At 51.3% G+C, this 11,414-nt stretch carries 14 protein-coding genes; 3 read left to right on the top strand and 11 right to left on the bottom strand.

Annotated features, from left to right (window positions below):
- Positions 1-269: 269 nt before the first annotated feature.
- Positions 270-977: a S24 family peptidase gene (locus tag HMPREF3107_RS09665; RefSeq protein WP_070455130.1), complete on the bottom strand. Its 708-nt coding sequence runs from the start codon at positions 975-977 to the stop codon at positions 270-272.
- A gap of 234 nt (positions 978-1,211) precedes the next feature.
- On the opposite strand from HMPREF3107_RS09665, the gene HMPREF3107_RS09660 reads away from it, so the two are divergent.
- A complete protein-coding gene (locus HMPREF3107_RS09660) occupies positions 1,212-1,454 on the top strand; it encodes a helix-turn-helix domain-containing protein (RefSeq protein WP_070455129.1) in 243 nt (80 codons plus the stop codon).
- Positions 1,455-1,556: 102 nt separating this feature from the next.
- Positions 1,557-2,288: a hypothetical protein gene (locus tag HMPREF3107_RS09655; protein ID WP_246828627.1), complete on the top strand. Its 732-nt coding sequence runs from the start codon at positions 1,557-1,559 to the stop codon at positions 2,286-2,288.
- A gap of 192 nt (positions 2,289-2,480) precedes the next feature.
- Here the strand turns inward: HMPREF3107_RS09655 and HMPREF3107_RS09650 are convergent, their stop codons facing one another.
- From HMPREF3107_RS09650 to HMPREF3107_RS09635, 5 genes are all read right to left on the bottom strand, one after another.
- Positions 2,481-2,855 carry a hypothetical protein gene (locus HMPREF3107_RS09650; RefSeq protein ID WP_070455128.1) on the bottom strand — a complete coding sequence of 125 codons (375 nt, stop codon included), beginning with the start codon at positions 2,853-2,855 and terminating at the stop codon, positions 2,481-2,483.
- Positions 2,856-2,922: 67 nt separating this feature from the next.
- A complete protein-coding gene (locus tag HMPREF3107_RS09645; RefSeq protein ID WP_070455127.1) occupies positions 2,923-3,744 on the bottom strand; it encodes a CPBP family intramembrane glutamic endopeptidase in 822 nt (273 codons plus the stop codon).
- Positions 3,741-5,306: a phosphatase PAP2/dual specificity phosphatase family protein gene (locus tag HMPREF3107_RS09640; protein WP_070455126.1), complete on the bottom strand. Its 1,566-nt coding sequence runs from the start codon at positions 5,304-5,306 to the stop codon at positions 3,741-3,743. Before HMPREF3107_RS09640 ends, HMPREF3107_RS09645 begins: the two co-directional genes overlap by 4 nt.
- Positions 5,307-5,310: 4 nt before the next feature.
- A complete protein-coding gene (locus tag HMPREF3107_RS11615) occupies positions 5,311-5,901 on the bottom strand; it encodes a hypothetical protein (protein WP_083284671.1) in 591 nt (196 codons plus the stop codon).
- A 62-nt stretch (positions 5,902-5,963) separates the two neighbouring features.
- Entirely contained in the window at positions 5,964-6,749 is a 786-nt protein-coding gene (locus HMPREF3107_RS09635; RefSeq protein WP_070455125.1) for a tetratricopeptide repeat protein, read from the bottom strand.
- A 320-nt stretch (positions 6,750-7,069) separates the two neighbouring features.
- Here HMPREF3107_RS09635 and HMPREF3107_RS09630 point away from each other — a divergent pair, with 320 nt between their 5' ends.
- A complete protein-coding gene (locus tag HMPREF3107_RS09630) occupies positions 7,070-7,432 on the top strand; it encodes an ACP-like domain-containing protein (RefSeq protein WP_070455131.1) in 363 nt (120 codons plus the stop codon).
- 168 nt (positions 7,433-7,600) lie between these two features.
- Here HMPREF3107_RS09630 and murB read toward each other — a convergent pair whose 3' ends face one another.
- The 5 genes from murB to HMPREF3107_RS09605 all read right to left on the bottom strand — a co-directional run bounded on the left by murB (position 7,601) and on the right by HMPREF3107_RS09605 (position 11,284).
- Positions 7,601-8,623 carry a UDP-N-acetylmuramate dehydrogenase gene (murB, locus tag HMPREF3107_RS09625; protein WP_070455124.1) on the bottom strand — a complete coding sequence of 341 codons (1,023 nt, stop codon included), beginning with the start codon at positions 8,621-8,623 and terminating at the stop codon, positions 7,601-7,603.
- Positions 8,620-9,999, bottom strand: coding sequence for an MATE family efflux transporter (locus tag HMPREF3107_RS09620; protein WP_070455123.1), 1,380 nt, complete (start codon positions 9,997-9,999; stop codon positions 8,620-8,622). Before HMPREF3107_RS09620 ends, murB begins: the two co-directional genes overlap by 4 nt.
- 91 nt (positions 10,000-10,090) lie before the next feature.
- Positions 10,091-10,288: a Fe-S cluster assembly protein IscX gene (gene iscX, locus HMPREF3107_RS09615; protein WP_070455122.1), complete on the bottom strand. Its 198-nt coding sequence runs from the start codon at positions 10,286-10,288 to the stop codon at positions 10,091-10,093.
- A gap of 214 nt (positions 10,289-10,502) precedes the next feature.
- Complete coding sequence (gene fdx / locus HMPREF3107_RS09610) at positions 10,503-10,844, bottom strand: ISC system 2Fe-2S type ferredoxin (RefSeq protein ID WP_049248467.1); 342 nt, start codon at positions 10,842-10,844, stop codon at positions 10,503-10,505.
- Positions 10,845-10,921: 77 nt separating this feature from the next.
- Positions 10,922-11,284, bottom strand: coding sequence for a TIGR02328 family protein (locus HMPREF3107_RS09605; protein ID WP_070455121.1), 363 nt, complete (start codon positions 11,282-11,284; stop codon positions 10,922-10,924).
- Between the last annotated feature and the right edge of the window lie 130 nt (positions 11,285-11,414).

Here is an 11,414-nt window from a genome sequence, read left to right as displayed (position 1 = left end):
GTACGCTGCACCGTAAATTCCGCTACGCCCGGTATGGGGTAGGTATTATTTTGATACCTTTATAGATAAAGCAAAAAAAGGCGAAATTTTTAAGGGAAACAAAATTTTGAATAAGAATTCAGGCAAAATCGGCTTTGATACTTTTCGTTTAAAGTTGGTAGAAAGTAATTTGACTTTGATACCTTTTTTGCATGATTTTGATGAGGTTTTGGGTTGATTCTGATTTTATTCGAATAGAACGGCGTTTGGTATATCCAAACGCCGTTTTTTTAATTAACGGTACGGCCGTACCATTCGACGCGGCCGATAATGGCTACGTTTTGGCTGTCGTCATTTAAGTCTATCTCGAAAGGTTCGTAGGCAGGATTGCTCGATTTGACGAGTAGTTTACCGGGCAGCTTTTGGATTTGTTTTACAAAAAGATCGTTATCGATGCGGATGACGTATAGGCCGTCGCGCGGGGTGGTTTCGGCATGATTGACCAGGATGTTGTCGCCGTGGTTGAGCACGCCTTCCATCGAGTCGCCCTTTACGGCGATGACCGACAGTTTGTCAAGCTGGCGGGTAACGTAGTTTTCTATCCAGTAACGCCTGAATGCCATGCAGAATAAGGGCTTGTCGTCTTCTGCCGGATAGCCGTGCCCTGCGGCGGCGTAGACATCGTAGCGCGGGATAAAGACGAACTCGTCTAAGTTGACGGGGTTGCCGAGGGTATCGGTGGCGGTGCCGTCTGAATGGGTACGGACTTCGACGGCTTGATCATTATCTATATATGGCGAGCCTTTGCCGGTCAGCAGCCAGTTTAAATCGCAGCCAGTTGATTCCCTGATTTTTATTAATGTTTCAGCGTTTGGTAGGCCACCTTCATACCAAATCCGGCTAAAACCGGGTTGGCTCATTCCTATTGCTTTTGATATGGCGGAAGGCTTCAAATTGTCACGCCATAAATAGGCTAATCTCTCTTTAAAAGTATCCATATTTTATCCTTTTAAATGGTTGCTTAGTTTTTTGCGATTAAGCAACCATTAAGCAACTTTTTTACAAGCAGTTGCTTAGTCTTTTTTCCTTTTTAAAATAATTATTTGCTAAAGATACAAAGTTTTTACTAAATTTTGACTAAGCAACCGCTTGCATTCTTTCTGGTTGCTTAGTATTATCCACTTAACTTAGAAATAATTCTAAGTGGTAAATCTTAGCAAAAGGATAATTAAATGATTAATCGAGTAGACGTTACCGATGGGGATTGGCACCGTTCCGAGATTGTTGCTGCTGTACAAAAGCGTGGAAAAACGATTAAACAACTTTCTATGGACTCTGGTTTAAGTCCGAATACGCTAAAAAATGCGCTGCAATTCTCTTATCCAAAGGGTGAAAAAATCATTGCAGATTTTTTAGAAATGACACCCGCGCAGATTTGGCCAAGCCGTTATCAGAATAAGAAACAATCCGCTTAAGTTTATCTGGCTGCTATGGAATAAGCAAACGGACTAAGCAATAAAGTTAAAAATATATTCAAATACGGATATTCGCGAGGGTTTCGTGTGGAAATGATAAGTATGTCTGCCGGTGAAATCGCCGAATTAACCGGAAAAACTAGACAGGCAGTAGATAAATATGCCAAGAAAAATAATTGGCCTTTTGAGGAGGATACCGGTCAGGCTCGGGGCGGGAAACTTAAGAAGTATCTGATTGCTGCCCTGCCGCCGGAAGTTCAGGCGGCCATACGAGAAAAACAGGCGGCGACGTTGTTGGCCAAGGTACCGGTGTTGCCGGCAGAAGTAAAAAAACCGCTTCGGCAAAATAAGAAAATGCGGCAGTTGGGTTTGATACCGTGTGAGGAAGGTTTGGCGCGGTTGGACGACAGGCAGACGGAAACGGCCCATGCGCGTTGTGCGATTGTTGCCCATGTATTGCCGCTGCATGAATTGGCGGGTATGCCGATTAAGAAGGCGGTGGCGTTTGTGGTGGCGGAAGCGGCGGCGGGCAGGTTGCCGGAGGATGTGGCCAGGCTGATTCGGCTGGCGAATGCGCGGAACAACGGCGAACGCGGTTTGAGCGAGCCGACTTTATCACAAACAGCAGGTCATTATCGAACAGGCGGAAAAAGACAAGGCCGCCGCGCTCTTGGCATCCAGCCGGGCCTTTGCCGCAGAATTGGAACGGGCCAAAAAGGCAGGCATGAAAATCCCACTACAGCTTGTGGGCAGGAGCAAAACCGGCAAGACAAGCGGCGAGCTGGCCATATGCAATTGGTAAATAAAAAAGCGACGCCAACGTCGCTTTTATAAAAAAGTGAAAAAAGATTGCAGATAGTGCAACAAAAAACAAAACGGATTTTCTCAAGAATCAGCGCAGTTTTTCGCAGGCCGCTTCACTATTTGTACTGTCTGCAGCTTCGTCGCCTTGTCCTGATTTAAATTTAATCCACTATATCATGTGTGGTTGGGAGGTGGGGCTTTGTATCGAAACATTTTGGAAAATCAAACGGACTGCATCAGTAGGATGAGCAGTTGCGCCGCAGTCAGGTAAAGGCTTTTGCGCCACAAGGCAATCGCGCCCGACACACGCTGCGGCATGGATAGGCCGTCTGAAACGCGGCGCAAGCCGGTTTGCCGCAAGGTTTGGTCAAAGGCTTCGGACGTATAACGGCCGTCGGCAAAATCTTGGAACACGCGGCGGTCGAACCCGATACGGATGTGGTAGTACAACAACACCGCCGCTAATACAAGCTGCACCGCCGACCACACGCCGCCGCGTTGTGCGGACAAAGCGAATAACAAGGCATTGAACACGGCGGTATAGCGTACAGTGGCAAGCAGACGGGCGGTAATCAGGCTGTCAGTGGAATTGTCCATTCACATTCCTTTTGGGTATGGAAACCGTCATTCGGGGCATATCATGTTCAAGGGTCGTCTGAATTTGTTATCGGGATGGAACAGGCTTATCTAAAAACAAATTCTTTTCTGCAATCAAAATATAAATGGCTACTAACGACAAAATGGCCGTCTGAATAACCTTGCTGTCGGGGTGGGTAGCGAAAATCTCGTTACCCAGATTGGCGCACAGGTGGAATATCGTCGCCACGGCGATGCTGCGTCCGCTTTTGGCGTACAACCAGTTCATCAATAGGACGAAGACAAACATGCTGACCACGAAATTAACCGTGTAGAGTGCGCCTTCGGAAACGATTTGGCTGTGGTAATAGCCTTTGACGAAGGCAAGCGGCATGTGCCAAAACGCCCAATACACGGCAAATAGCAAGGATGCGACAAACAGGCTTCTGCGTGCCGTGAGCGCGTCGGTGCCATAGCTGTGCCACGCCAATTCTTCAGCAACAGGCGTAATAAGGAGCATGAACCATGGCGACAGCAAGGCGGACGTAAATGACGGATGTCCCGAAATGTGAAACTGCGCCCAACTGTGTCCGAAAGCGATGGAAATGAGTTGCGCCAGCATCAAGGTCCCCGGACCGAGCAGCGCGGCAGCGAGCAGGTATCGCTTGGGAAAACCTGTCAGGCGGAACAAGCGGTGTTTCGCGTCCGTCCACAATTTGGGCTGTTTGTACAACAGAAACGCTGCCACGAGCATGGGGGCGAACAGTCCGGCCAGTCCTAATGCGGCCTGTGCCCACTGGTACTCAACAGCATCAGGGCGGTGGCTAATGTAGGCGGCAACAAACCATAATGTCCACGGAATCAGCAGGGATAAAGTATAAAACGTAACGGGGCGATAGCTTTTAGTCATAAGTTTGCTTCCTTATTCTGGCTGCGGTACATTTTCAGACGGCATGCCGCTGCCTCTACTGCCTTTGCCGTTTCAGGCGGCAGCACCATCTGCGGGCGGGCCTGTTTCAGTTCCGCCGTTGCCTGCGCCAAATCCCGACAGCCGCCGTAAACCAGCAGCCAAGTCAGCACTACCGCCGCGCTGCGTCCGTAGCCCAGCGCGCAACAGGTCAGAACCTTGCCGTGTTGCCGGCGCAATGCTTCCAGCAACAAAGCCGCCTGCATCAAATCGTTTTCAGACGGCGCAACCATGTCCAGCAGCGGCAGAGTTTGGTATGCGCCGTGATAGCGAGGGCGGGGATATTCGGCGCATACGTCCAATACGGCGGGTAGGCCGTCTGAAATTGCCAGGGGTTGCGGAGATTTAGCTTGTGAAGCGGATTTTTGTGGCAAAAAATGGTAGATGCAAGGCAAAAAGCGTAGCAAGGTTGAACACCTTGCGAGCATTTTTAACGCAGCAGATGCCGTTTTTTTCCCAAAAACTCCGCCACAATGCTGAATTTTCGCAACCCCTGAGATACTGCCAATCAACACATCATCACGAACCCGCGCCGTCTTCGCCTTTCCATACAGCCAATAAGCCATATTCAGCCGCACACCCGCCAGATAAGGCAACAGCAAAACCGTTGCCGCAGCCGACAGCCTGCCGTCTGCCTGTTTTTGGAACACCGCCGCGTTGCCGGTCAGATAGGCGAAAACGACCATCAATAAGGACACGCTGACCCACAATGTCCACAACCACGCGCCACCGAACAAGGACGGCAGTGCCAACAATACCGCGCCCGCCAGATACAGCATGGCGATTTTGATTTCGCGGGAACGTGTTTCGGGGGAAGTTTTGGCTTCACAGAAACTTGCTTCGCTCGTTTTAGAGAAACTTATTGCGTTCGTTTTCAGACGGCTTTGAGTACACAAAGGCCGTCTGAAAGGCGATACGCCGTGTTGCGGTATTGCCCACAACACCAGCCAACCCAGCAGCGCGCCGGTTGGCACGTCGATAAAATGGTGTTGGTAAGTTGTCAGCACCGGCATGGCAATCAGGCTTTGCCACAGCAAAATCGGCAAACGGATTTTGGGAAACCGCGTCCAATAAAACGCGCCGACAATGATAGACAGCGCGATATGCAGCGACGGTGCTTGGTTGTACGGCAAGTCAAATGCGACCAACGAATCAAAAAGCCAACCCCACAGCCCGTCGGTTGGCGGCTTCGGCCAGCCGAAATGCAGCGGAAACAGCATGAAGCAAATGGTAGCGACGATTTGCGCTGCCAACAGCCGTGCGACATAGCGGTTTTGTTCACACGTATCTCGACAAAGGAAAAACGCCGCAGCGTACATCAGGTTCAGCGACCAATAAGGCATAATCGTCCACGCCCAAAACGGAATGTTGCGCTCCCACGCAAAAGCGATTTCCGGCACATAGGCCAGCGATGCCGCGTAACGATTGGACAGGCCGTAGCTGGTGTAGAACAGTGCGCCGACCAAGGCAAGCTTGCATAGGGAGATTTTCAGGTGGGGAGTCATGATTCTATTTCGAGCATCCCAATTCATCGCCGTAATGATCAGAATGCAGGCAGGATAAAGCATTTTCTCTTGGATGGTAGTGGAATTCCTGCCACGGACCATCAGATGAAACGGCACGCCAGTGATGCGGTGAAGATTGGTATTGCTTCAATGTACCGTGTGCACCTTTGATACAAAAATTCTGCGCTCTACCTGCTGCCAACATGCCGTGTCGTTTATCGGTTGGTGTTGTAAACAAGGGAATAAGCTTGGATACATCGGTATTTCGGGCAAACTTCATTTTGACATAGCCGTATCCTTCATTAGATTCAATAACTAAGGCTGACAACGGCTGCCCAAAAGCAACAGAGTTTTTCAATTCGATGGTTAATGCTTCACCATCTGACGCTGTCTGCTTACTGTGGCTACGGACAACGGATGCACGGTATTTGGCAGGCAGCCTGCCGATATCGGATTTTTCATAAGGCAAGGTTTCTAAATTAAGAGAACAGCTTTGCTTCATGGATTGTAACAACGGCGTCCAGTCAACCGCAGCGGCATGGCCGACGGTTGTTGAAAATATAGAAATAAGTAATATAGGAATAGACTTAATCATAAGGAAACTTGTGTTGAGCAGTGGCTAGGAGATGGAGAAAGTCATCCGGGTATGTTGCCTGGTCAGTGTGTTTCTCCGTTTATTTCCTTCTGTAAGGCATCACTGAATTTTTCATGATATTCATCTACTTTTTGTTGCCATTTGGCTGCTTCCGCCGCATCTTTTTTAAAGCAGGCCGAACCGTTTTGATACCAGTGAACCAGCAGTTTGTAGGTCTCGCCGTCATTTTGTTCCGCAGCCCGACGAATCCAGCCTTCGGCTTGTTTGCAGTCGCGTTTGAGGTATTTACCTTCGTCCAAACCGATTGCCAACCGTCGCTGTGAGTCGGCATTGCCTTGTTCGGCGGCTTTGCGCGTCCAGTAGTAATATTTGTCGTGGTTTTGGTTGCCGAGTGTGAGGTAGAGGTAGGCCAGTTGGTTTTGTGCCAATTCATGTCCCTGCTCTGCGGATTGTTCCAAGAATTTCATGCCGCGCAGGCGTTCTTTTTCGGGGTGCCCGTCTCCCGATAAATAGTCTCCCAGCAGATATTGAGCTTGGATGACGCCTGCTTGTGCGGCTTCTTCCAGAAGAGGGATGGCCTTTATATGGTTGAGTTCGGGGCGGTTGGGATTGTAAGGACTGGTGCAGCCTCTAAGGTACAGGTAGCCTAAATTGCTTTTTGCGCGGGGATTGCCTTGTTCAGCCCATTTTTTCCAGATTTTTTCGGCAGTAACATAATCTTGTTGATAGTAACAGGCTAGCTTGGCAACAGTGTTTTCGGGTTCAAACTCAGCATTTTGCCATTCTGTTTGTGCAAAGGCATTGACCGAGAGAAGGGTGGTGAGGGCAAAGGAAAGATACTTAGGCATGTGGCCTCCATGTTTGGGTGGGATAACGGCAGAATTTTGCTGGTGTGTATGGTTAAACTGCCGAGTTTCATGGTCGAAGTATGGCATTTTAAGTCGGGGGAAGGAAGTTTTTTTGTACGAACCGTATAATTTCTAGAATATTATTCATAATAAACATAAAGTTAATAATAAATAAACATAAATTTTCAATTTGACCGATTGAATGTTCAATTGGAAGGTTTACAATGCGTCCCGTTGCATAGGCAACCGAAGGAAAACCGCTTTTGGGTTTCCGGTTGAAAAGCAAACTCTTCCAATATATGAATATGGAGTACACAATTATGAAATTATTGCCTGCTTTTGCCGCTGCCGCTTTGGCTGCCGTTTCATTCAGCGCCGTTGCCGCTCCTGCCGGTTATGTGTCTTACCGCTGCGACAGCGGTAAAAAACTGAATGTAATGTATGAATTTGACCGTAATGGCAATGCTATCGGCGCTGATGTCAATGCAGCCGGCACTAAAGCAAACCTGCGTGTTGACAGAAGACGTTCCGACGATACCGGTACGACTTTCAGCAATAGACGCGGTTATGTAATGTCTGCCGGCTACATCGGTAGAGACACCCACACTACTTCTGAAGTGGTTGGTTTGAACGCTCCGGGCGGTCGTTTCATCGTTAAAAACTGTGAGCCTACCAGCCGTTAATCTTGCTTGATATAAGAGGCCGTCTGAAAATTGTTTTCAGACGGCCTTTCTGTTGCCGTTTTTGAAGATGGGGCGGTAAGGTTCTATTGTATTTTTATTGGCAACGGTTTGGCAGGGGGCGGTAAGGTTGGGGATAACGGTAATCCGTTATGGCCAAATGTCGGCCGGTTAAACCCAGTTGGGTTCGGTTTCCAATTCGACGGCAAAAATTTGATGAACCTGATTTCGGATTTCGTCTGCCAATGAGGAAACGTCAGCAGCGGAGGCTTGTCCGAGATTGACGATGACCAATGCCTGTTTTTCGTGTACGGCCGCGTTGCCGATGCGTCGGCCTTTCAGGCCGCATTGGTCTATCAGCCATCCGGCGGCGAGTTTGACCGTTCCGTCTACCTGGGGATAGTGTGGCATGGTTGGGTGGGCGGCGAGCAGTTCGGCGGCACGGTGTGCGGAAACCACGGGGTTTTTGAAGAAGCTGCCGACATTGCCTTGAATTTTAGGGTCGGGCAGTTTGCTGCGGCGGATGGTGCAGACGGCTTCGGAAACGCTGCCGGCAGTCGGCTGCCGTCCGCCGCATTGTTCGGCCAATACGGCTGCCAGGTCGCCGTAAGCGGCTTTCAGGATGAAGTCGGTGGAGAGTTTGAATACGACGGCGCAAATGACGTAACGGCCTTTGCCTTCCTGTTTGAACAGGCTGTCGCGGTAGGCGAAGCGGCATTCGGCGTTGGAAAATTCGACGAACCGCCGTTCGGCCAAATCGAAGCATTTGACGGTGTCGATCAGGTCTTTCACTTCTACGCCGTAGGCACCGATATTCTGTACGGGCGCCGCGCCGACCGTGCCGGGAATCAGGCTCAGGTTTTCCAAGCCGTTCAGGCCGAGGGCGACGGTGTGGCAGACGAAGTCGTGCCAGATTTCGCCTGCTTGCGCTTCCAGCAGCACCAGGCCGTCTGAACGCCGGATTTCGCGGATGCCTTTATTGTTGATTTTCACCACCAGCCCCGGATAGTCGCCCCGGAGCAGGATGTTGCTGCCGCCGCCCAGCCAAAGGACGGGATGTTTGGCGAATATTTCGCTATCGCAGAGGGCAGGCAGTTCGGCTGCATCGTTCAGTTCGGCAAAGTAGCGGGCACGTCCCGGCAGGCCGAAGGTGTTGAGGGTTTGCAAATCAATGTTTTCTTGGATGTTTATCATGATGACCTCGAATGATTGGCGATGGTCCTGCTGTGTTTTTCAAGCAGCCACACGAGCAGGACGGCGGCAGCGGCGAGGGAAACGATCAATGCCGCCCAAAAGCCGTAAATCTTCATTCCGGCCAAATTGGCCAACAGCCAGCCCGGTATCAGTCCCAAGCCCCAGAATGCGGCGGCGTGAACCAGCATCGGCGCACGGGTGATTTTATGGCCGCGCAGGGCATAGGAAGCGATGCATTGGGTGAAGTCAAACAGTTGGAACAGCGCGGAAAAAAGCAATACGGAAGCCGCCAACTGCAAAACGGCGGCATCTTCGGTGTACATTCCGGCCAAGGGTGCGCGCAGTAAGGAGAGCAGCAGCATGGTGCATAAGGCCAGCATCAGGCCGCAGGCGATGCCGACGCCGGAAATATAACGCGCGCGCTGTTTCTGCCGCCGGCCGATAGAGTAGCCGACGCGTACGGTTACGGCCGCTCCGACGGCCTGGGGAACCATGTAGATAATGCCGGTGAGGCTGATGACGATTTGTTGCGCCGCCACATAATCATTGCCGAATTTGGCAATCAGAAACATGATGAAGGTAAACAGGCTGGCTTCGAGAAAGTAGGACAGGCCGGCCGGTTTGCCCAGTTGCCAAAACTGCTTGAGCGTCGCCAAATCCGGTTTGGAAAAGCCGCCCTGCAGGCCGAAGCGGTGGAAATAGGGCGATTTTTTCACATACAACCACAATGCGACCGTGCTGAACCAGCAGACCAGCATAGTGGCCAGGCCGCAGCCCGCGCCGCCCAATTGCGGCATGCCGAACTTGCCGTATACGAAAACATAGTTCAGCGGGATATTCAGCAACAGTGCGGCCCAGGAAACCCACATAATCGGTTTCGGCCGGTTCAGGCTGGAGGCGTAGGCGTGCAGGGCGCGGTGCAGCATCATGGCGGGCATGGCGGGCGCGGTAAACATCAGATATTGCGCCAGCATGTTTTCCACATTGTCCGACAGTTTCAAATACCATAAAAAAGGCGGAATCGCGGCCAGCAGAAGCACCATGCCGGCCAAGCCAAGCAGCAGGCCAAACCACAGGCCCTGACGGCCGGTTTCGCCTACCTGTGCCGTTTCGTCCGCGCCGTGCTGCTGCGACAAAATCGGGTTCAACGCAGTCATCACGCCCATCCAGGTAATGAATACGGTGGCGAAGGCCGCACTGCCCAACGCCACGGCGGCCAAGTCGTCTTTGCCCGCTCCACCCGCCATGACGGTATCGACGAAACCCAGTCCCACCGCCGCAATCTGCGCCAGCATCATCGGCCAGGCCAAGGCAGCCAAAGCTTTGGCTTCTTTGGCGAAAACAGCGGGGGAATAGCGGTTCAAATCAAGCAGCATGGGAATTCCGATACGGTTCAGACGGCCTGTTGTGCAGGCCGTCTGAAAAATAAAAAAGGGACGTATTTTAACAAATTCGGGCGGTTAAAGCCTATTCCGTTTCCTCAACCCATGCCTGCTGTACGGCTTCGAGGATGCGCTCGCCGCAACGGGCGGGGTCGTCGTCAAAATCGGGCAGCGCCATAATTAAGTCGCGCAGTTGGGTGAAGCGTACGGTTTTCGGGTCGATGCTGTCGCCGTGCAAATCGTAGAGTTCTTCGGCGATGCGTTGGGTGTCTGTCCATTTCATCAGAATTTCCTTCACGGTTGAAACCTCGTCCTTCAGGGCGGTGGAACCTTGGTTTATTTTGGATGGGTGTAACCCTTTCCAAATCAGGGCGGCACAAGGGCTGCGCCTTATTGCAGCCCTATGTGTTGAAACATGGTTTGTCCGTTGTGTTTCGGGATTGCGTTGTCAGGCCGTCTGAAAGCACTGTTTTGGTTTTCAGACGGCCTGTTGCCGTTTAATGGTCTTCACGCGCGTGGTTGATGGTGTATTTGGGGATTTCCACTACCAAATCTTCGTCGGCGACAACGGCCTGACAGCTCAGGCGCGAGTCGGCTTCCAAGCCCCATGCCTGGTCGAGCAGGTCTTCTTCCAGTTCGGTCGGCTCTTCCAAGCTGTCGAAGCCTTTGCGGATGATGACGTGGCAGGTGGTGCAGGCGCAGGATTTTTCGCAGGCGTGATCGACTTCGATGTCGTGGTCGAGCAGCACGTCGAGGACGGTTTTGCCTTCGGGCGCGTCTTCGATGACTGCGCCTTCGGGGCAGAGTGAAGCGTGGGGGAGTACGGTAATTTTTGGCATTTTTATCTCTTTTTTTAAGTGGTTGCGGTTTGTTTGTTTTCAGACGGCCTGATGGTTTGGAGGCCGTCTGAAACCATTTATAGCATGATGCCCTTGCTTTTTAAATTTTCCAGACATTCGTCCAGATACGCATCATCGTGTTCGTGGTAAATCGGCGAATCGGCGGATTCGGTATCGTATGCGGGATAAGGGGCAACCGCTTTGCCGCGGTACAGCGGGTCTTTCCACAACGGGTCGGGTTTGTAACCGCGTTTTTCCATTTCTTCCATAATCAGCGCGTGATACAGATAGAGCTTATGAGGAGAATGGGTGAAGACGTAATTCACCGTCGCGTGCGGTCGGTTCCAGCCTGCTCCGCGTAAGGCGGCGCATTCGCGGTGTTGCCCTAAAAGTTGGGCGCGGGGGAGCAGGGGAATGAGGGTTTGGTGCCAGAGTCTCATTTTGATTCGAATAATGTCAGGTACTCGGAATAGGCTTGTTTTAAACCTTTTTTGGAGTAGGTGGTATAAATAATGTTGCTGCCTTGGACGGTAATGTTGCCCTCGCGGCTGCGGATATTGATGTCGCCGC

This window comes from Neisseria sp. HMSC31F04 (genome assembly GCF_001807735.1).
Taxonomy (GTDB): domain Bacteria; phylum Pseudomonadota; class Gammaproteobacteria; order Burkholderiales; family Neisseriaceae; genus Neisseria; species Neisseria elongata.
This window is presented reverse-complemented; position numbering and strand designations above follow the sequence as displayed.

Coding starts and splice junctions, on each gene's coding strand:
- HMPREF3107_RS09635 (WP_070455125.1), bottom strand. CDS start 6,749: ATGCCTAAGTATCTTTCCTTTGCCCTCACCACCCTTCTCTCGGTCAAT.
- iscX (WP_070455122.1), bottom strand. CDS start 10,288: ATGAAATGGACAGACACCCAACGCATCGCCGAAGAACTCTACGATTTG.
- HMPREF3107_RS09660 (WP_070455129.1), top strand. CDS start 1,212: ATGATTAATCGAGTAGACGTTACCGATGGGGATTGGCACCGTTCCGAG.
- HMPREF3107_RS09650 (WP_070455128.1), bottom strand. CDS start 2,855: ATGGACAATTCCACTGACAGCCTGATTACCGCCCGTCTGCTTGCCACT.
- HMPREF3107_RS09620 (WP_070455123.1), bottom strand. CDS start 9,999: ATGCTGCTTGATTTGAACCGCTATTCCCCCGCTGTTTTCGCCAAAGAA.
- HMPREF3107_RS09655 (WP_246828627.1), top strand. CDS start 1,557: ATGTCTGCCGGTGAAATCGCCGAATTAACCGGAAAAACTAGACAGGCA.
- HMPREF3107_RS09605 (WP_070455121.1), bottom strand. CDS start 11,284: ATGAGACTCTGGCACCAAACCCTCATTCCCCTGCTCCCCCGCGCCCAA.
- murB (WP_070455124.1), bottom strand. CDS start 8,623: ATGATAAACATCCAAGAAAACATTGATTTGCAAACCCTCAACACCTTC.
- HMPREF3107_RS09645 (WP_070455127.1), bottom strand. CDS start 3,744: ATGACTAAAAGCTATCGCCCCGTTACGTTTTATACTTTATCCCTGCTG.
- HMPREF3107_RS09640 (WP_070455126.1), bottom strand. CDS start 5,306: ATGACTCCCCACCTGAAAATCTCCCTATGCAAGCTTGCCTTGGTCGGC.
- HMPREF3107_RS11615 (WP_083284671.1), bottom strand. CDS start 5,901: ATGATTAAGTCTATTCCTATATTACTTATTTCTATATTTTCAACAACC.
- HMPREF3107_RS09630 (WP_070455131.1), top strand. CDS start 7,070: ATGAAATTATTGCCTGCTTTTGCCGCTGCCGCTTTGGCTGCCGTTTCA.
- HMPREF3107_RS09665 (WP_070455130.1), bottom strand. CDS start 977: ATGGATACTTTTAAAGAGAGATTAGCCTATTTATGGCGTGACAATTTG.
- fdx (WP_049248467.1), bottom strand. CDS start 10,844: ATGCCAAAAATTACCGTACTCCCCCACGCTTCACTCTGCCCCGAAGGC.